The 19,596-nt window shown below is 68.8% G+C and carries 19 protein-coding genes; 5 read left to right on the forward strand and 14 right to left on the reverse strand.

The window, feature by feature from the left end:
* Positions 1-44: 44 nt before the first annotated feature.
* The gene (locus tag CDO81_RS02725; RefSeq protein ID WP_206602058.1) at positions 45-1,628 is read left to right on the forward strand and encodes a M4 family metallopeptidase; all 1,584 of its coding nucleotides are present in this window, start codon (positions 45-47) and stop codon (positions 1,626-1,628) included.
* A 103-nt stretch (positions 1,629-1,731) separates the two neighbouring features.
* Here CDO81_RS02725 and rpiA read toward each other — a convergent pair whose 3' ends face one another.
* The 8 genes from rpiA to CDO81_RS29065 form a co-directional block, all read right to left on the reverse strand.
* Positions 1,732-2,403: a ribose-5-phosphate isomerase RpiA gene (gene rpiA, locus CDO81_RS02730; protein WP_088481604.1), complete on the reverse strand. Its 672-nt coding sequence runs from the start codon at positions 2,401-2,403 to the stop codon at positions 1,732-1,734.
* Positions 2,404-2,459: 56 nt separating this feature from the next.
* The gene (locus CDO81_RS02735; RefSeq protein ID WP_088482418.1) at positions 2,460-4,217 is read right to left on the reverse strand and encodes a glycoside hydrolase family 16 protein; all 1,758 of its coding nucleotides are present in this window, start codon (positions 4,215-4,217) and stop codon (positions 2,460-2,462) included.
* Between the two features lie 5 nt (positions 4,218-4,222).
* Positions 4,223-4,858, reverse strand: a complete 636-nt coding sequence (locus tag CDO81_RS02740) for a PEP-CTERM sorting domain-containing protein (protein WP_088481605.1) — start codon at positions 4,856-4,858, stop codon at positions 4,223-4,225.
* An 18-nt stretch (positions 4,859-4,876) separates the two neighbouring features.
* Positions 4,877-5,542, reverse strand: coding sequence for a PEP-CTERM sorting domain-containing protein (locus tag CDO81_RS02745; RefSeq protein WP_241516819.1), 666 nt, complete (start codon positions 5,540-5,542; stop codon positions 4,877-4,879).
* Between the two features lie 209 nt (positions 5,543-5,751).
* Positions 5,752-7,233, reverse strand: coding sequence for a carotenoid oxygenase family protein (locus tag CDO81_RS02750; RefSeq protein ID WP_088481607.1), 1,482 nt, complete (start codon positions 7,231-7,233; stop codon positions 5,752-5,754).
* Between the two features lie 12 nt (positions 7,234-7,245).
* Positions 7,246-7,674: a DUF2141 domain-containing protein gene (locus tag CDO81_RS02755; protein WP_088481608.1), complete on the reverse strand. Its 429-nt coding sequence runs from the start codon at positions 7,672-7,674 to the stop codon at positions 7,246-7,248.
* Positions 7,675-7,816: 142 nt separating this feature from the next.
* Entirely contained in the window at positions 7,817-8,938 is a 1,122-nt protein-coding gene (locus CDO81_RS02760) for a 3-deoxy-7-phosphoheptulonate synthase (protein ID WP_088481609.1), read from the reverse strand.
* 33 nt (positions 8,939-8,971) lie between these two features.
* Positions 8,972-9,898 (reverse strand): DMT family transporter, encoded by a 927-nt coding sequence (locus tag CDO81_RS29065; RefSeq protein ID WP_088481610.1) that lies wholly within the window; start codon positions 9,896-9,898, stop codon positions 8,972-8,974.
* A gap of 103 nt (positions 9,899-10,001) precedes the next feature.
* Here CDO81_RS29065 and CDO81_RS02770 point away from each other — a divergent pair, with 103 nt between their 5' ends.
* The 4 genes from CDO81_RS02770 to CDO81_RS02785 all read left to right on the forward strand — a co-directional run bounded on the left by CDO81_RS02770 (position 10,002) and on the right by CDO81_RS02785 (position 14,638).
* Entirely contained in the window at positions 10,002-10,952 is a 951-nt protein-coding gene (locus CDO81_RS02770) for a LysR family transcriptional regulator (protein WP_088481611.1), read from the forward strand.
* 14 nt (positions 10,953-10,966) lie between these two features.
* On the forward strand, positions 10,967-12,007 hold the full coding sequence (locus CDO81_RS02775) for a quinone-dependent dihydroorotate dehydrogenase (RefSeq protein WP_088481612.1): 1,041 nt from the start codon (positions 10,967-10,969) through the stop codon (positions 12,005-12,007).
* A 5-nt stretch (positions 12,008-12,012) separates the two neighbouring features.
* Positions 12,013-12,525: an outer membrane protein assembly factor BamE gene (locus tag CDO81_RS02780; RefSeq protein ID WP_144397119.1), complete on the forward strand. Its 513-nt coding sequence runs from the start codon at positions 12,013-12,015 to the stop codon at positions 12,523-12,525.
* A gap of 91 nt (positions 12,526-12,616) precedes the next feature.
* A complete protein-coding gene (locus CDO81_RS02785; RefSeq protein WP_088481614.1) occupies positions 12,617-14,638 on the forward strand; it encodes an alpha/beta hydrolase family protein in 2,022 nt (673 codons plus the stop codon).
* Here CDO81_RS02785 and CDO81_RS02790 read toward each other — a convergent pair whose 3' ends face one another.
* From CDO81_RS02790 to CDO81_RS02815, 6 genes are all read right to left on the reverse strand, one after another.
* Positions 14,639-15,133, reverse strand: a complete 495-nt coding sequence (locus tag CDO81_RS02790; protein WP_158218145.1) for an FxDxF family PEP-CTERM protein — start codon at positions 15,131-15,133, stop codon at positions 14,639-14,641.
* A gap of 188 nt (positions 15,134-15,321) precedes the next feature.
* Positions 15,322-17,649, reverse strand: coding sequence for a DNA topoisomerase IV subunit A (parC, locus tag CDO81_RS02795; protein ID WP_088481616.1), 2,328 nt, complete (start codon positions 17,647-17,649; stop codon positions 15,322-15,324).
* Positions 17,646-18,302: a lytic transglycosylase domain-containing protein gene (locus tag CDO81_RS02800; RefSeq protein ID WP_088481617.1), complete on the reverse strand. Its 657-nt coding sequence runs from the start codon at positions 18,300-18,302 to the stop codon at positions 17,646-17,648. Before CDO81_RS02800 ends, parC begins: the two co-directional genes overlap by 4 nt.
* The gene (locus CDO81_RS02805; RefSeq protein WP_088481618.1) at positions 18,299-18,823 is read right to left on the reverse strand and encodes a GNAT family N-acetyltransferase; all 525 of its coding nucleotides are present in this window, start codon (positions 18,821-18,823) and stop codon (positions 18,299-18,301) included. Before CDO81_RS02805 ends, CDO81_RS02800 begins: the two co-directional genes overlap by 4 nt.
* Positions 18,824-18,896: 73 nt before the next feature.
* Complete coding sequence (locus CDO81_RS02810) at positions 18,897-19,313, reverse strand: PIN domain-containing protein (protein WP_206602059.1); 417 nt, start codon at positions 19,311-19,313, stop codon at positions 18,897-18,899.
* Positions 19,310-19,561: an AbrB/MazE/SpoVT family DNA-binding domain-containing protein gene (locus CDO81_RS02815; protein ID WP_088481620.1), complete on the reverse strand. Its 252-nt coding sequence runs from the start codon at positions 19,559-19,561 to the stop codon at positions 19,310-19,312. The genes CDO81_RS02810 and CDO81_RS02815 overlap by 4 nt, the downstream gene beginning before the upstream one ends.
* Between the last annotated feature and the right edge of the window lie 35 nt (positions 19,562-19,596).

Consider the following 19,596-nt stretch of genomic DNA (forward strand, 5'->3'; position numbering starts at 1 on the left):
TGCCGCAGTGCTCCAGCAGCCTCACCACCCACCGGAGTCCCATCATGTTCAGAACCAGCCACAAGCTGTCCCTCCTCGTCCTGGCCGCCCTGTCGTGTGCCGCGCAGGCCCAGTCCGCCCCAGGCGCCAGCGAAGCCGCACGCGCCACGCAGGCCCGCGCCAGCGCACAGAGCTATGTCCGACAGTTCCCGGGCCTCAGCCTCGACAACGCCGACCACAGCTACGAGGTGCGCGACATCGTGCTCGATGAGGACGGGTCATCTCACGTGCGCCTGGACCGCCGCATCGGCGGGCTGCGCGCCATCGGTGCCGACCTCGTGGTGCAGAGCGATCGCTTTGGCAACCTGACCGCCATGCACCGCAGCGCCTCGATGCTGTCGACCGCCGCCATCCCCACCAAGGCAACCTTCAACCAAACGCGCGCCATGCGCATCGTCAGTGACGCCTTCCCCGGCGGCACGGTCGAGAAGAACCCCGAGCAGGTCATCTGGGCCCGCGAAGACCAGCCGCGCCTGGCGTGGGAGGTGCGCGTCTCCGGCGACGGCGCAGACGGCACGCCCTACGAGAAGCACGTGATCATCGACGCCACCACCGGCCGCCAGATCGACGCCTGGGACGACATCCACACCGCAGCGGCCAATGGCACCGGCCGCACGCTCTACAGCGGCAACGTCACGCTGACCACCAACAGCCTGACCAGCGGCTACGAGCTGCGTGACCCCAGCCGCGGCAACAACTACACCATCAATATGGCCAACCGCACCAGCGGCGGCAGCGTGGTGACCGACGCCGACAACACCTGGGGCAACAACGCCACCAGCGATGCCGTCTCCGCCGCGGCCGATGCCCAGTACGGCACCGCCGTGACCTGGGACTACTACAAGAACGTGCACGGCCGCACCGGCATCGCCAACAACGGCACCGGCGCCTACAACCGCGTGCACTACAGCAGCCGCTACAACAATGCCTACTGGTCAGACTCGTGCTTTTGCATGACCTACGGCGATGGCGATGGCACGACCTTCCGGCCGCTGGTGTCCCTCGATGTGGCAGGCCACGAAATGACGCACGGCGTGACCAGCCGCACCGCGCGCCTGATCTATTCCGGCGAGTCCGGCGGCCTGAACGAAGCCACGTCCGACATCTTCGGCACCATGGTGGAGTTCTATGCCAACAACGCCAACGACGCGGGCGACTACCTGATCGGCGAGAAGATCCGCGTGGGCGGCGGCTCGCTGCGCAACATGATCAAGCCCAGCAGCGATGGCGCCTCCGCCGACTGCTGGTACTCGGGCGTGGGCAACCTCGACGTGCACTACAGCTCGGGCGTGGCCAACCACTTCTTCTTCCTGCTGGCCGAGGGCACCAACAGCAGCTACGGCACCAGCCCCACCTGCGTGGCGGGCAACACCCGCGTGGCCACCGGCAGCGGCAGCCTGACGGGCATCGGCCGCACCGCCGCGGCCAAGATCTGGTACCGCGCACTGACGACCAAGTTCACCAGCAGCACGACCTACGCGCAGGCCCGCGCCGGCACGATCGCCGCGGCCCAGGAACTGGCCGCGACGCTGGGCGCCGACTACTCCGCCAAGGTGGCTGCCGCCTGGAGCGCAGTCGGTCGCAACTAAGGCCAGCGCTCAGTCTTGAGTCGGGGCGCCTGCGGGCGCCCCTTTTCTCATCTGCGAGCGCGCCTCGAATCCGAGCGGCACGCGCGGGACGGTGCGCCTCGGCTCAGAAGGTCAGCGTCTTGACGCCGTCGGCCGCGCCGAGCAGGCAGACCTGGGCCTTGTGGCGCGCGAAAACGCCCACCGTCACCACACCGGGCCACTGGCTGACCTCGGCCTCGAAGGCCAGCGGGTCCGTGATGGACAGGCCCGTCACGTCGAGGATGTGGCCGCCGTTGTCGGTCACGACGCCAGCACGCAAGGTGGCGGAGCCGCCAAGCGCTGCAAAGCGCCGCGTGAGCTGGGCCGCTGCCATCGGGATGATCTCGACCGGCAGGGGGAACTTGCCGAGCGTCTGCACCAGCTTGGAGGCATCGGCGATGCAGACGAAGCGGTCAGCCAGGTCGGCCACGATCTTCTCGCGGGTGAGCGCCGCGCCGCCGCCCTTGACCATGAAGCCCTGGTGATCGATCTCGTCGGCCCCGTCGATGTAGACCGCGAGGCGCTCGACCGCGCTGGCGTCCAGCACCGGGATGCCGGCCTTCTGCAGGCGCTGGGTGGAGCGCTCGGAGCTGGACACGGCCCCGGGGATGGCCAGGCGGCCGGCCGCGATGTCGGCGGCCAGGGCATCGATGAAGCAGTCCACCGTGGAGCCGGTGCCGACGCCGAGCACCTGGCCGGCGGGCACATAGGCCACGGCGGCCTGGCCGACGAGTTGTTTGAGCTGGTCTTGGTTCATGCCCGCATTTTGCGGGAAGGCGCCGGTTGCACCGGCGCCCCCGCGGGCACACCCGCTCAGCGCATGACCGCCGTGCGCGGCGCCGAGTCGACCGCCACCTGCCGGACCGCATCCCAGGCGGTGAAGCGGTACTCGACCACATCGCCCTTCTTGAGCCCGCCGGCGGTGTAGCTCGCGCTGCCGCCCTCGCTGCGCAGGCGCACGGTCTGCGCGTCGCCGCCGTTGACGCTGTAGTGCACGTCCACCCAGCCACTGGCTGGCGCCGCGAAGGCGAGCGTCGAGGTGCCGGTCTGCGTGGCGCTGCCCGTGAGCGTGGCGACCTTGACCAGCGACGGCGCTGCGACCTTCTGCACACCAACGCCCGGCACGCCGGAGTCCCAGACGATGTCGTCAAACGCGATCTGGAACTGCTGACCGGGCAGCGCGCCATCCACGCTGAAGAACTGGAACAGGTCCAGCATGGACTGCAGCGCGATCTTCGGGCCGGCGATCTCCGCCACCGGGATGGTGGCCGTGCCCCATTCGCCATCCCGCACCAGGCCGTAGGCGGTGGTGTTGGCCGGGAAGGTCACCGAACTCTGGTTGGTATAGGTGTCGTAGATGCCGATGCGGAACGCCAGGTTGGCGGGCGCTTTGATCTTCAGCTTGATGGTCCCGTTGCGGAAGCCGCTCATGTCGTGCACCTGCCGCGACTGGATGCTGCCGCCGAACCACTGCCCGGGCGCGAAGTACCGGAAGGCCAGCACGCCGCTGCCCTCGTAGGGCGGCAGGTCGCCCGCTGTCATCGAGCCCTGGTTCCAGATGAACACATCGGCCGAGACGCCCGGCACCTGCTTGTTGTCCACCGGCGTGTTGTCGGTGAACACACCGAACTTGCCGACCTCGGGCTGCGTGCCCACGCCGAGCTTGACCTCGCCCAGGCCATCGAGCTCGTAGACGCGGACGTAGTCGACATAGGTCGTCGCCGGCAGCGGCGCGGTCACCTGCGCCGGCGTGGCGGCCGGCGTGAAATTGCCGCCTACCGCCATGTTCAGCAGCAGGTAGAAGGGCTGGTTCAGCGCGGTGGAGTTGACAGTGATCGGCGCCTTGTACATATCGTACTCACGACCGTTGTCCAGCAGGGTGAAGCGGATCTGCGTGTCCGTCCAGTAGAGGCGGTAGGTGACGAAGCGGTTGGCGAGCGAACGGCTGGGCGTGACCCAGTTCTTGGTCTGCCAGGCGGTGGAGCCGGCACAGCTTTCGTTGCCCGGCACGCAGGCCGCCGGCTGGTAGGTGATGACGTTGGAGCCGACGAACTGATCCGGCGAAATGGGCGGCAGGCCGGCCGGCTGGCGGCCGCCCATCTCCATGATGTCGATCTCGCCATTGCGTGGCCAGGTCTGCGGGCTCACGCCCAGCATCCAGGCCGCCGGCCACAGGCCCACGCCGACCTTGGGTGTGGCCATGCGCACCTCGATGAGGCCGTACTTGACCTGCACCTTGCCCGCCGAATCGATCTTGCCCGACGTGAACTGGTTGCTGCCGTTGACCTCGCGCCGCGCGGTGATGGCCAACGCCCGGGTGCCGGGCTCGAAGGGCACGTCGGCGATGCTCAGGTTGCCAGGGCTGTAGAACTGCAGCTCCTGGTTGCCATAGCCGCAGAGGTTGATCTGGCAGCCGTTGCCGTTGGAGGCGGTCCAGACGCTGGTGTTCAGGCTGGTGCCATTGAATTCTTCAGACCACAGCAGCTTGCCGATCAAGGGGCTGGTGACACTGGCCGAGGCGGTGGCGCCGGCCGCCAGCAGCAGGCTGCCGAACAGAGTGTGGAGCTTCATGTCGATCACCCCTGCGTGTTGCGAGATGCCGAGCTGCGCGCGGCTGCAGCGACAAAGAGACCGCCGGCCAGCAGCAGCCCGTAGGTAGACGGTTCAGGCACCGCAGCTGCCACGGTGATGCGCGCGGCGGGCATGCCGGTGAAGGGCGAGTCCACCGTGGTCCAGGTGCTGCCGCTGGAATAGGCCCAGCTGCCGTTGGGGGTGTCCGTGCCGCTTTGCCATTGGCCGCTGAAGCCGGCGCCGGCCACGGCCACCAGCCAGTAGTGGCCGGCGGCCAGCGTCCAGCCGCTGGGCGTGAGCAGGGTGTTGGCCAGCGGGTCGTTCAGCTGGGCGCTGTAGAGCCAGCTGCCGGCGGTCGGCACCGCCCCGCTGCGTGCCAGGATGCCCAGCGTGACGCTGCCTTGGCCGTCCACCGAGGTGAGGATGGATTCGAGCGTCGCGCCCTGAGCCAGGCTGAAGGCGATGGCGACGTTCTGGCCGTCGAACAAGGGCGTGGGCCAGCCGGTGAGCTGGTCGATGTCGGGGCCGTAGCTGTCGTGCACGACGACACCGGTGGCCGCGGCTTGGGCGCTGAGGCCAGCGAGCAGGAGGGCCACCGCCGTGGGGGCGAGGCGGAAGGAAGGGATGCGGGAAAGATTCATGTCGTGTCTCCTCAGGGGTCAGGCGCGGCGGCGAGCGATGGCGGCCACACCGGCGAGGCCCGCCAGCAGCAGCGCGGTGGACGTGGGCTCGGGCACCGGGGCGGTGGTCAGGGTGAGCTGCAGGTCGTCCACCAGCACCGCGTTCGGGCGGCCGTCCAGCAGCGGGCCGACCGCCGTGCCGATCTCCAGGAACAGCGCGGTGGTGCCAGCGGGGATGGCCGCGGCCTGGAAGCTCACCAGGCTCCAGCTCGTCGGGTTGATCAGGCTCTGGAATTGCTGCTCCAGCGCCAGCAGATTGCCGTTGCTGCCGAAGTACTGCAGCTTCACGAAGGCATTGCCTGTCGTGCTCGCATCCCCTTTGGCCCAGAAGCTCAGCCACGGGCGGTCGCCGACGATGGCAGCGCCCAGCGGCGCCAGGCCGCCGTGGCCGACCGAGTCCTGCAAGGCGATGGACGCATCAAAACCGTTTGGCGCGCTCAACAGCAGCGAGTAGTTGCCGGAGTGCGCGTCGGTGGAGCGACTGGCGGGGCTGGACGTGGCCGCGGTGAGCCAGCCCGCGGCGATCTGGCCGCTGAGGCCCGCCTGTTCGAAGCCGCCGTTGGCGAAGCCGTTGGTGGTGGTGGCGCCGACGCTGCCGGCGAGCAAGGCAGCGGCCAGCGCGGCCGCGATCCTGAGGTGATGCATCTTGTCTCCTGGGGTTTCCGGTGGAAGGACGGGCTCTGGCGGCCCGGTGATCACGGCGCCCCTGGAACAACGAGGTCCGCCGAACTGAAAGCGCTTTCTGAAATCGCTTTCAGTTCGGCGGACCATAGGGAGAGGTTGCAGACCTGTCAATGCGGGCGCCCCGAACCCTCGGGGTTAGCCCGCCCCCTAGAACGAAGACCTATCGACCCTCAGGCCACGTAGAAGCGCCCGTGAAAGCCGTAGGGCACCCAGTAAGGCAGCCAAGCCCGGCCGATGGGCCCATCAGAAAGCCGCAGCGCATCGAACACGCTCAGAAAACTGCGCTGGCGCCGAACGTCGTAGCCGGTGCCCACCAGCCAGCCCTCCCCCTCCCGCATGCTGCCGGGGCGGGGCACCATCACATGCTCCTCGACGACGGTGTCCGCCCCGAAGCTGAAGCGCTCCCGCGCGCCGCTCTCGATGTCGAGCCGCATCAGGCCGTTGAAGCCCCAGCGCGGCCCGGTGTCGATGGCGGTCGGGTACCAGACGAAGCGATGGCGCTGCGTCACCACCCGCGGGTCCACCACCGGGAACTCCACCGCCTCGCTGCGCTGCGCCACGCTCAGCCGCCCGCGGGCCAGGTCGATCTCCAGCACCCGCGGTGTCGAGACATCCCGCGAGGTGCGCTCGCCGCGCATGATCTGCTGCGCCGCCTGATTGAACTCGGGCAAGGCGGCGCTTTGCACGTAGTCCACCCGCAGCACCCCACCGTCATCCCAGGCATTGCCGAAATGAAAGACCTGCGCCGCCGGCATCTCGAAGATGCGACAGCGGGTGAAGTCGGCCTTGTCGACCACCAGCACGCGCGTGGGCTGCTCACCCGCCCACCGCATCGCGTCGATCATCGAACTGCCGGCGCGCAGGGCCGCGGCGTCCATGCCGATGGGCGCCAGCAGGAAGACGAGGTGGTGCTGCGACACCGCGAAGTCATGCAGCATGGCCGGCGACCTCACGTCGAGCAGCGCATGCCGCTTGATGGCACCGGCCGCATCGATCTCGTAGACCACCAGCCGGCCGTTGTAGCTGCCGAAGTTCCAGACCGTGCCGTCCGGCGCCACCTTCGGGTGGGCGGAGAACGGCATGCCGCGCAGCTCCGGCGCCCAGGTCTTCACGCCCCGGGTCTGCAGCGTCTTCGGGTCCAGCGCGTAGGCACTGCCGCCCTCCCAGAGCGCGTACAGCGCATCGCCCTGCAGCAGCACGCTGGTGTTGGCCACGTTGAGGCTGTCGGGGCCGCGCACCGGCCGCTGGGCCGGGATGGCCGTGCCGAAGGCCGGCAGCAGGAAGCGCCCCGCTGCCTGCTCCGCGCGGAACTTCTCGGTCTGCACGAAACGGCCCTGGTGGCGGGCCTGGCCGTCGGCGAGGCTCCAGGCCTGCACGAAGCCATCGCCATCGAACCAATGCCGGTAGCGCTCTTCACCGCGCGACATCAGGCCCGGACCATTGCGGAACAATGTGCCGCGCAAACCGGGTGGCAGCCGGCCTTCGATGACGGTCCGGTCAGCAGCCAGGTCTTGCCCCGCCAGGCCGCGCAAGGGGGCCAGCTCGGGCGCGTGGGCGGCGAAGCCGTCGGCCGGCAGGCCGAGCGCCAGCAGCTCGGGGCTCAGGCCACCGGCGAGCAGCGCGGTCAGCAGTTGGCGGCGTGTGATGCTCATGGCGGCCTCCGCTCAGTTCAGGCGCAAGCGCACTGCTTGGCCGGCCACCGGCGTGAAGACGGCCTGCTCGAACTTGGGCGGGCCGAACTGGCCTGCCGCATCGTTGGAGAAGCCGTAGGGCTCGACCGGCATGCCCATGGCATTCATGTCCAGGCGCCCGTTGCCGTTGGCATCCTGGAAGACGGTCACGGCCACGGGGCCGTCCGGCAGGTTGCGCAGCGTGACGGTGAGCTTGCCGTCCACCGCGCCTTCGAGGCTGAAGCGCTGGCCGATCTTGGGCTGGCGCAGCCAGCCAGACGGCTCGGTGAAGACGGCGACCATCAACGAGCCCCCCTGCAGGCGGCTCGTGTCCAGGCCCTGCACCTCGAGCTGAAGGTCAGCGGCCTGCGCGAAAGAGGGCCAGACCAGGGCGGCGGTCAGGGCAGCGGAGAGAAGCTTCATGGCGGTTCCTTTCAAAGTCAGCGAGTGATGGCTGAATGATCGGAAGCGCCGCGCCCCAGGCCCAGTCGCCTGCGACGGATGGCGACTGGGGGGCGTGAATGGCAAGCCGGCGGCGCCGGCGGAGGCGGAGGTGGCGGGGCCGTCAGCCGCGGCGGGCGGCCACGGCCGCGGCCAGTTCGCGCAGCAGCGGCTCCGTCTGGGCCCAGCCCAGGCAGGCGTCGGTGATGGACACACCGGGCTTGAGGTCTGCCTTGGTCTGGCCCTCGGCGAGGTCCTGGCGGCCCGGCTGCAGATGGCTCTCGATCATCACGCCGGTGATGCGGCGGTCGCCACCGGCGATCTGCGCGGCCACGTCACGGCCGACGTCCACCTGGCGCTCGTACTTCTTGCTGGAGTTGGCGTGGGAGAAGTCGATCATGACCTGCTCACGCAGGCCAGACGACTTCAGCGCATCACAGGCCGCGTTCACCGACGCGGCGTCGTAGTTGGGCGCCTTGCCGCCCCGCAGGATGACGTGGCAGTCCTGGTTGCCGCGGGTCTCGAAGATGGCCGCCGTGCCCATCTTGGTCATGCCCATGAAGGCATGTGGGCTGCTGGCGGCGAGCACCGCGTCGCTGGCGACCTTGATGCCGCCGTCCGTCCCGTTCTTGAAGCCCACCGGGCACGACAGGCCCGATGCGAGCTGACGGTGGCTCTGGCTTTCGGTCGTGCGTGCGCCGATGGCGCCCCAGGCGATCAGGTCGGAGATGTATTGCGGCGACAGCAGGTCCAGGAACTCGGTGCCCGCAGGCAGGCCCAGGCCGTTGACGTCCAGCAGCAGCTGGCGCGCCAGGCGCAGGCCTTCGTTCATGTGGAAGCTGCCGTCCAGGCGGGGGTCGTTGATGTAGCCTTTCCAGCCGACGGTGGTGCGAGGCTTCTCGAAGTACACGCGCATCACCACCAGCAGGTCACGGCGCAGTTCGTCGCGGGCGACCTTGAGCAGCCGGGCGTAGTCCATGGCCTGGTCGTGGTCGTGGATGGAGCACGGGCCGACGATGACGAGCAGGCGGTCGTCGCGGCCGTGCAGCACGTCGCTGATCTCTTGCCGGGCCTGCTCCACCAGCTCCAGCGTGGCGTCAGGGATGGGCAGCTCTTCGAGCAGCAGCGCGGGGCTGATCAGCGCGCGCACGGCGCCGATGCGGGTGTCGTCGGTGCGCGTGGTGTCGCGCGTGGCATCGCGGGAACCGACTTCACGGTCGTGGCGGGGGTCGTCGAGGGGTTTCATGAATCAGGGCTCCCGGGGTCAAGCCCTCGATTTTCACCGCTTCCCGCCCGCGAGGCACACGGCCAGCGCCGAGAGGCCGAATCCGAGCACCGCCAGCGGCTGCAACCGCTCCGCCAGCAACACCCAGCCCATCAGCGCCGACACGCCAGGAATCAGGAAGAACAGCCGGGCCACCTGCCCCGCCTGGCCGCGCCGGATCATGATGAACATCAGGCTGAAGGCGCCGATCGAATTGACCAGGGCGAGCCACAGCCAGGCGCCGACGAGGTCGATCTGCCAGTCGACGGCAAAGCCCTCGCGGAGGCCGGCCAGCGCAGCGACCGCCAGCGCCGACACGGCCATCTGCACGCCCGCGCCGCTGCGCAAGTCCATGTGGGCGCAGAAGCGCTTCTGGTAGAGCGTGCCGGCCACCAGGCCCAGCAGCCCGAGCGCTGCCGCCACGTACGCCGGCCAGGCACCCGCCAGCGGCTTCTCGGCCACCACCAGCGCCACGCCGGCCAGGCCCCCCAGCAAACCCAGGGCCTGGCGCGTGCCGAGGGATTCGCCCAGCCACAAATGCGCGCCCACGGCAGTGGCCAGCGGCATCAGGCCGATCACCAGCCCCGCCACGCCGGCGCTCAGGCCCCACTGCAGCGCAAAGTAGATGCAGGAGAAGTGCAGCACCTGCATCAGCAGCCCGACCACCGCGAGATGCCCCCAGGCGCTCGCCCGATGCGGCCAGGGGGCGCCGGTGGCCAGGGCCAGGCTGATCAGCACCACCGCGGCTAGCCCGAAGCGCAGCGTCAGCAGCGTCAACGGCCCGGTGTGCGCCAGCGCCAGCTTGCCCGCGACATAGCCGCTGCTCCACAGCAGGATGAACAGCAACGGCAGGCTGGCGGCTGCCAGGGCCGCCGCCGCGCGGGAGAGCAGACCCGGTCGAAAGGACTGGGCGCTGCAGGCTGACAGGCTGGTGGTGGACATGGCGGCTCCTGGCACGACTAGACAGGCCGCCACTCTAGAAATCCCATTTCGGAGACACAATCCGTCTCCATGTTGATTCATCGTTTCCAAATGGAGCACAACCATGGGACGTCTTGAAGACCTGCAGGCGTTTGCTCGCGTGGTGGACGCCCGCGGCTTCTCGGGTGCGGCGCGGCTGCTGGGCACGACCAAATCGGCGGTCAGCAAACAGGTGGTGCGCCTGGAGGACCAACTCGGCACGCGGCTGTTGCATCGCACCACACGCAGCGTCAGCCCGACGGCCGAGGGCCGCGCGGTGTACGACCACGCATTGCGCCTGCTGGACGAATCCCTGGCCCTGGAGACCGAACTCGCCGGGCGACGCGAGGAACCCCGCGGCGTGCTGCGCATGTCGGTGTCCACCGCGTTCGGCAATCTCGTGTTCACGGCGCTGCTGGCCGAGTTCTGTGCCCGGCATCCGCAACTCGACGTGGTGCTCGGCCTGAACGACCGCTATGTGGACCTGGCCGAGGAAGGCTTCGATGTCGTGCTGCGCCTGACCGCCCAGCCGGCCGAAGGCCTGGTGGCCCGGCGATTGGCACGCATCCGCTTCGTGCTGTGCGCGTCGCCGGCTTACCTGCAGGCGCACGGCATGCCGCAGAGCGTAGCTGACCTTGCCGAGCATCGCTGCCTGCGATTTGGCTACCTGCAATCGCCGGACCGGTGGCGCTTTCGGCATGCGGCGCTGGGCGAGGCCGAGGTGCAGACTCGGGGCCGCCTGCACTTCGAGAGCGGCCTGACTGCCAACAGCAGCGAATCCCTGCGGGTCGCCGCCCTGGCCGGCATGGGCCTGGCCGTGCTGCCCACTTACGCCGTGGGGGCTGACCTGCGCGCCGGCCGGCTGCAGGCCGTGCTGCCCGACTGGCAGCCCGTGGGCGGCCTGGCAGACGCCGACACGCTCTACGCGGTGTACCTGCCCAATCGCCACCTCGCACCCAAGGTGCGGGCCCTGATCGACTTCATGCTGGAGCAGCTGGGCGACGTGCCGCCCTGGGACCGCGACGGTCCTGCCTGAGACAATCGCGGGCTATGCCGCTGATCCCCTACGCCCTCACCCGCCCCTTCCTTTTCGGCCTGGACCCCGAGCAGGCCCATGAACTGACGCTCGGCAGCATCGCCCGGCTGCAGAACACGCCAGCCCAGCTGCTGTGGTGCGGTGAACGGGTGAGCGACCCGGTGACGGTGGCCGGCCTGCGCTTCCCCAACCGCGTCGGCCTGGCGGCAGGGCTCGACAAGAACGGCCGCTGCATCGACGGCCTGGGCGCCATGGGCTTCGGCTTCATCGAGGTGGGCACGGTCACGCCCAAGGGGCAGCCGGGCAACGACAAACCGCGCATGTTCCGCCTGCCCGAGGCCCGCGCCCTCATCAACCGGCTGGGCTTCAACAACGAAGGCCTGCAGAGCTTCATCACCAACGTCAAGCAGGCGCACAGCTTCCGCCGGGCCGGCGGCATCCTGGGCTTGAACATCGGCAAGAACGCCGCCACGCCCATCGAGAACGCGGCCGACGACTACCTGCTCGGGCTGGAGGGCGTGCATCCGCATGCCGACTACATCACCGTCAACATCTCCAGCCCCAACACCAAGAACCTGCGCGCGCTGCAAAGCGACGAAGCGCTTGACGCCCTGCTCGGTGCCCTGCAGGCCCGCAAGCAGCAGCTCGACAGCCACAGCGGCCGGCGCGTGCCGATGTTCGTCAAGATTGCGCCGGACCTGGAAGAAGACCAGGTCACGGTCATCGCCCGCACGCTGCAGGCCAATGGCATTGACGGCGTGATCGCCACCAACACCACCATCGCCCGTGACAAGGTGCAGGGTCTTGCCCACGCCGGCGAGACTGGCGGCCTGTCGGGCGCCCCGGTGTTCGAAGCGAGCAACCGGGTGATTCGGCTGCTGCGCGCCGCCCTGCCGGCGGGCTACCCCATCATCGGCGTGGGTGGTGTCATGAGCGGCGAGGACGCGCGCGCCAAGATCGCCGCCGGCGCGGACCTGGTGCAGATCTACACCGGCCTGATCTACCAGGGGCCAGGCCTGGTGAGCGAATGCGCGAAGGCCCTGGCACGACGCTGACCGCCATGCCCTCCGCCCGCCGTGCCCTGCCCTCGCTGCTCTTGTGCGCCGCGCTGCTGGCCGGCTGCGCCACGCCCGACCGCGACCCACGGCTGCAGCCCGGCCGCAGCAACGAGGCCGAGGTCGTGGCGCTGTATGGCCAGCCCGGCCGCGTCTGGCCGGAGGCGGACGGCGGGCGCACGCTGGAGTATTCCGGCCAGCCCATGGGGCGCCACACCTGGATGGTGACGCTGGATGCGGCCGGCCGCCTGGTGGGCGTCATCGATGCGCTCTCGCCCGCCGGTCGGGCGCGGGTGCAACCGGGAATGACACCCGAGCAGGTCAGCCGGCTGCTCGGCCGCGAGCGCAGCCGCGTGTTCTTCCGCAACAGCGGCGAGGACGTCTGGGACTGGACCATCGAACCCGACCAGACGGGCTACGGCCTGCGGTTCAATGTGCACTTCAAGGACGGCGTGGTGGTGCGCACCACACAAAGCATGGTTTTCCCCAGCCGGCTCTTCCCGGGCATGGACGACTGAAGCCTCGGGGGGCGATGCCGCCACCCGAAAGTTCCATTAGGCTGCTGCCCGCATCACGCCCCATCAGTGGGAGCGACGAGAGGGAGGACCCATGCGATTCACGATCCGGGCTGGCGCCGCGCTGGCCGTGTTGACCACGACCCTGGCCCACGCGCAGACCCCGGCGCCGAAACTGCCGATCGACACCTTCATGCAGCCGCCGATGTTCTCCGGCGCGCAGCTCTCACCCGACCTGTCCAAGGTCGCCGTGCTCGTCAACCGCCCCGGGGAGCGCACCCAGCTGGCCCTGACCGATCTGGACGAAGCTGGCAGCACCCGCATGGTGGCTGCCGTCAGCAAGCGCGATGTGCTTGACGTGCACTGGCTGACGCCGACACGGCTGGTCTTCCATGTCGGCCAGAGCAACCAGCTGCGTGACGAGCCCATCAGCAACGGCCTGTGGCTGCTGGATGTGCCCAGCGGTGACGTCAAGCCCCTGATCGACGACCAGTTCAACCAGAACCCCGAGCGGCTGGGCAGCCGCATCAAGGCCGAGATCGACCGCATCCTGCCCTGGGAATGGAGCGTCGTGCGCGTGCTGGACGACGGCAGCGAAGACATCATGGTGCAAAAGCTGCAATGGCTGGCCACCGGCGAGGTCAGCCACCTGGTGCTGGCACGCCTGAACACCCGCACCGGCAAGCTCAAGCTCGAGACCGAGAACGTGCCCGCCGGCGTGCGCTCCTGGTATGTCGACCGCAAGGGCAAGGCCTACGCCTGCATCAGCTACGACGGCCCCAACTTCGGCGTGCATCTGTTCGACGAGGCCAGCAACAGCTGGAAGCTCTGGCGCAGCGGACGCCGCAACATCGATGAATGGCCCGTGCCGATTGCTCGACTGGCGGGCGGCGACCTGCTCGTCAGTGCCTACGACGGAGACAGCAAGCACGACGACATCCGTGTCGTCCGGCGGCTCAAGACCACCGACAGTGGCGGCGCCGAAACCCTGATCAGCATCCCCGGCTACGACTGGAAAGGCGAGGCCATCCTCGACCCCGGCACCGGCCGGCTGCTGGGCCTCACCTACGAAGCCGATGGCGCCGACACCGCCTGGTTCGATCGTGACTTGAAGGTCTTGCAGGCCAGCATCGACAAGCAGTTGCCCAGCACCGTCAACCGGCTGCTGTGCCGTGACTGCCGCAACGACCGACGCCTGCTCGTGAGCGCCACCTCCGACCGGCAGCCCGAGATCTTCTACCTCTACGACCGCAGCGACTCCAGCCTCAAACTTCTCTTCCGCTCGCAACCAGCCGTCAAGCCCGCCGAGATGGCGCCGCGCGAGGTGCTGCGCATCCCGGCCCGCGACGGGCTGGACATGCCTTTGCAATTGACCAAGCCCTTGGGGGCGGCGGGGCCGCGTCCGGCGGTGGTGCTGGTGCACGGTGGGCCGTGGGTGCGGGGCAATCATTGGGTCTGGGAAGGCCAGGCGCAGTTCCTGGCCAACCGGGGCTACCTGGTCATCGAGCCGGAGTTCCGCGGCAGCACGGGCTACGGCGCCCGCCACGAGAACAAGGGCCGCCGGCAATGGGGTCAGGCCATGCAGGATGACCTGGTCGATGCCGCCCGGTGGGCCGTGGCCAAAGGCCTGGCGGATCCGAAGCGCATCTGCATCGCAGGGGCGAGCTACGGTGGCTACGCAACCCTGATGGGCCTGATCCGCGACCCCGACGTCTTCGCCTGCGGCTTCCAGTGGGCGGGCGTCACGGGGCTGGACTTCCTGTTCAGCCGCAGTGCCACCGACATGGGCGACCTCTACCAGAGCTACGACCTGCCCTTGCTGGTGGGTGCCCCCGTGAAGGATGCCCAGAAGCTCGCGGACCACTCACCCGTCAAGCAAGCCGCCCGCCTGAAGCGCCCGTTGCTGATGGCCTACGGCGCGGAGGACACGCGCGTCGCGATCAAACAGGGCTTTGCCATGAAAGAGGCCCTGGCAGCGGCAAGCTACCAGGGCCTGGAGTGGATCGTTTACCCCAACGAAGGCCACGGATGGCGCGCGCTGGAGACGAACCGGGATTTCTGGGGGCGCGTCGAACGCTTCCTGGAGCGCCACATTGGTGGCGCTACCCCGCGCTGATCAATCGCGGCGGCGGCGCGAGGCGATGAAGCCCACCATGCCGAGGCCAGCCGCCAGCAAGGCGTAGGTCTCGGGTTCGGGCACCGGCGCGGCCGTGGCGGCCGAGTTGATCGAGTAGGCAGCAGCGCCGCTGGCGATGCCGAACACCGAGTAGTAGTAGTTGCCGGCCGCCAGCGACACCGTGTGCACCACCGGCGCGCCGCCATAGGTCCAGGCCCCGAAGCCCTGGTCATCCGGCGTGCCGACGAGACCGTCGTTGCCGACCGAGAACAGGCTGTAGGTGCCAGCGCCGATGGGGCCCAGCGACGTCACGCTGCTCGCCACGCTGGACTGGGCGCCCAGCGAGAACGAGAAGGTGTCGAAGATGACGCCGCCGGCCGTGAGGCCGAGAGCGCTCTCCAGCAGGGCGTGGGAGCCCCAGCTGGTGTCGGCAGCATGGCTACCGAGCGCGGTAAAGGCCACCATGGAGGCGGCTGCAATGGATTTCAACTTCATGCGTAGCTCCTGACTTTGACGGTCAAGCACAACCGCCGAAATCATTGTGCAGTGCAGCGAAGTCGTTCTGAGGGCCGCCCTACCCTTCGCATTAGGGAGGGTTCCCCCTTATCTTGTAGCCCGATGTAAACGGCGTGTCATTTGTGTCAGATCTATGGCATGCACCGCTGAGAAGTGAGTTTGGGCACTCACTCAGCCGTCAACCGCGCCACCTTCTGCAGCCCCTCGACCGCCTTGCCCTTGCGCGCGCGCTTGCCGGCATGCGCCGCCAGCGACTGGTTGCGCAGCAGCTCTTCCCGCGGCTTGCCGCCACGGCCGCTGCCGTGCACCCGCAACTGGGTCGTGAAGCAAGCCAGTGACAGCACCTGGTCCTTGCCTTCCAGGTCCATCAGCATCAGGCCCTTGCCGCCCTTGGGCTGGTGCTTGAGCTCCTCCAGCGGGAAGGTGAGCAACCGGCCTTCGGCACTCAGCACGCCAAGCTGCAAGGCCACATCGCCGGCCGGCACGACTGCCAGCAGCGGGGCCTCGCCATCGTCCAGCGCCAGGAAGGTCTTGCCTGCCTTCTGGCGGCCGACCAGGTCGCCAATCTGCGCGATCAGGCCATAACCGGTCGAGCCCGCGAACACCAGGCGCTGCGATGGCGCTCCCGCCACGTAGTGGGCGATCTGGCTGCCGCTTTCCAGCTCGATGAGGGTCGTGATCGGCTGCCCGTCACCGCGCCCGCCCGGCAGGGCCGACACCGGCACCGAATACACCCGCCCCGTGCTGCCCACGACGATCAGCGGGTCGACGCTGCGGCAGCGGAAATGCCCCCACAGCGCATCCCCGGCCTTGAAGGTCTGGGCCGCGACATCCACCTCGTGGCCCTTGAGCGCGCGCACCCAGCCCTTCTGGCTGACGATGACGGTGACGGGTTCGTCGACGATCTTCACCTCGGCCACCACGCGCTTCTCGGCCTGGATCAGGGTGCGGCGGTCATCACCGTACTGCTTGGCGTCGGCCTCGATCTCCTTCACGACCGTGCGGCGCAGGGCGGCAGCGGAGCCGAGGATGTCTTCGAGCTTGGCGCGCTCGTCGCGCAGCTTGGCCAGCTCCTGCTCGATCTTGATGGCCTCCAGCCGGGCCAATTGGCGCAGCCGGATTTCCAGAATGTCCTCGGCCTGGCGGTCGCTCAGGTTGAAGCGGGCAATCAGCGCGGCCTTGGGCTCGTCCGACTCGCGGATGATGCGGATGACTTCGTCGATGTTCAGCAGCACGAGCTGCCGGCCTTCCAGCACATGGATGCGCTCATTGACCTTGCTCAGCCGGTGCTCGGTGCGCCGGCGCACCGTCGTCTGGCGGAAGCCCACCCATTCGGTCAGCACCTCGCGCAGGCTCTTCTGCGTGGGGCGACCGTCCGCCCCGATCATGGTCAGGTTGACCGGCGCACTGCTCTCCAGGCTCGTGTGGGCCAGCAGCGTGTTGATGAGGTCCTGCTGCTCGACGGTGCGGCTCTTGGGCTCGAAGACGATGCGCACGGCCGCGTCCTTGCTGGACTCGTCACGCACGCCGTCCAGCACCGCCAGCACGCTGGCCTTGAGCTGCAGTTGCTCGGGCGTGAGCGTCTTCTTGCCGGCCTTGACCTTGGGGTTGGACAGCTCCTCGATCTCCTCCAGCACCCTCTGCGCGCTGGTGCCGTGCGGCAGCTCGGTGACGACGAGTTGCCACTGTCCGCGGGCCAGGTCCTCGATCTTCCAGCGGGCGCGCAGCTTGAGGCTGCCACGGCCGCTCAGGTAGGCCGCACGGATCTCCTCCGGCGCGCTGATGAGCTGGCCGCCGCCGGGGAAGTCGGGGCCGGGCAGCAGCTCGAACAGCGCATCGTCGGACAGCTGGTCATCCTTCAGCAGCGCGACAGCCGCCGCGGCGACCTCGCGCAGGTTGTGGCTCGGGATCTCGGTGGCCAGGCCCACGGCGATACCGCTGGCGCCGTTGAGCAGCACCATCGGCAACCGGGCCGGCAGCTCCACGGGCTCGTCGGTCGTGCCGTCGTAGTTGGGGCGGTAGTCGACGGTGCCTTCGTCGATTTCGTCCAACAGCAGCCGGGCAATTGGCGCGAGGCGCGCTTCGGTGTACCGCATGGCCGCGGCCCCGTCGCCGTCACGGCTGCCAAAGTTGCCGTGGCCGTCGATGAGGGGATAGCGCAGCGAAAAGTCCTGGGCCATCCGCACCAGCGCGTCATACACCGACTGGTCGCCATGCGGGTGGTAGTTGCCGAGCACATCGCCCACCACCTTGGCGCCCTTGACCGGCTTGGCGCCAGTGTTGCCGTTCCAGCCCAGGCCCTGGCGCTGCATGGCATACAGGATGCGGCGCTGCACGGGCTTCTGGCCGTCCGAATAGGCCGGCAGCGCACGGCCCTTCACGACGCTGAGCGCGTACTCGAGGTAGGCCTGCTGCGCGTAGGCGGCCAGGGTCAGCGCATTGCTGTCGTCGCCCTCGGTCGGGGCGTTGAAATCGATGGTGGTCTGGGAGCTCATGGATGCAAGGTCAAACGCTGCGCACGGGCCGGTTGGCTCTGCTGCAGCAGGGCCCAGTACAGCTCGAGCACGAGCTGCACATGGGCCTGGGTTTCGTCAATGTCGGGCACACGGTTGCCAGCGCGGCGCACAGCGCCTTCGCCGGCGTTCCATGCCGCCAGGGCGGCGTCAATCCGGCCGAAGCGGCGGATCAGATCGGCCAGCATACGCGCGCCGGTGTGGATGTTGATGCGCGGCTCCGTCAGGCGGGCCGCGTCGGCAGGGCTGGCGTAGCGGCTGGCGGTCTCGGGCGTGATCTGCATCAGGCCGCGAGCACCGCGCGGCGAGACCGCGCCGGCCTGGTAGCCGGACTCCACCGCAATGACGGCCTTGAGCAACTCGGCGTCCACGCCATGCGCCGCCGCCGCCTCGCGCACGAAGGGCTGGACCGCCTTGACCTCCGGGGCAATCTCCAGCCAGGTGAGCAGCTGACCGCCGCCGTCCGTCTTGCCCGGCACGCGCAGTGCCGCGCTGCCGCCAAGCACCGGTGCATAGCGGGCGTTGAGCTGGCGCGGGGCGAAATGCGCCACCCCGGCGGCGTCCACATAGCCCCACAGTTCCGCCTGAGCGGCGTTGCCGGTGAACACGAGCAAAAGCCCCAGCGCGCGTTTCATGGCGCCTCCTGCCCCAGCGCCACACGGGCCTGGTACTCGCGATCGAGCAACGACATCACGATGAGCGAGTCGTAGCCGTCGGCGCCGTCGACAGTCACCCGCACGCTCTCGCGCAGGCGGCCTTCCTCGACGAAGCCTTCGCTCTGGTACAGGCGCTGGGCCCGGGTGTTGAGGGCCTTCACGTCCAGCCAGAACCGGTGCGCCTTGAGCTGCGTGAAGGCCAGCGCTTTGAGCTGCCGCACGGCGGCTCGCCCGAGCCCCCGGCCCTTGGCCTGCAGCACCAGGCGCTTCAGCTCGACCGAGCCGTTCGGGTTGCGGCAACCCTGCAGGATCACGAAGCCCACGCGCTCCAGCGCGTCGCCCGACTCCAGGATGAAATGGCGCGAGTCGGGGAAGCGGATCGCCCCTTCATGCTGCGTGCGCTCCCACGGCGTAATGAAGGGCAGGTTGGCACCATCTCGCTCGACCGAGACGACCCAGTCGAGGTCCGACAGCATCGTGGGGCGCAGGCGTAACGTCATTGACGCTCCCTTTGGCCTTCGGCCTGCGCCCCGACGGGGGAGCGAGCTTGCTTGGGGCGGCCCGGCGCGGTGCTCATGCAGCCTCGAACGGGTTGACGAGACGCAGACTGTCGAACGCGCGGCCATGTTGCATGTCCTCGGTGTAGAGCGTGCTCGCGCCAGCCCGCTGCGCTGCGGCGACGATCAGCGCGTCATACCAGGACAACTGGTGCAACCGCGCCAGCAGCAGCGCCTCCTGGTGCATCTGCAGGTCCAAAGGTACGACCTCGCAGTGCGAATGCACCACGGCCAGCACGGTCTCTACCGATTCCCAGTCGAAGCGGAACTTCTTGCGCAGCACCGACACCAGCTCATTGAGCACCTGCACGCTGACAATCCCGCCCTCGCGCAGCAACGCACCCGCGCGCGTCGAGCGCTGCGGGTCGGCGGAGGCAATGTAGACCAGCACGTGGGTGTCGAAGAACACCGCCGGTGACAGCGCAGGCCTCAAGGCGCACCCGCCTCATCGCGGCCACGCGCATTGGCCTCGTCACGATCGAAGCGGAAGTCTGCCGGCAGCTTCTCGCGCAGCGCGTGCAGCCGCGCCCACAGCTCGTCCGGGCCAGGCGCGCGCTGCAGCGTCAACTCACCGTCGGCGGCCTTGATCTGCACCTCATCGCCTTCCCGCAGGCCCATGGCTTCCACCACCGCCGCCGGCAGGCGCACGGCCAGGCTGTTGCCCCACTTTGCGACTTTCATGCCGACCCCTTGATATACGTTAATTGAATTGTATA

It is taken from the genome of Roseateles puraquae (assembly GCF_002205845.1).
GTDB lineage: Bacteria > Pseudomonadota > Gammaproteobacteria > Burkholderiales > Burkholderiaceae_C > Pelomonas > Pelomonas puraquae.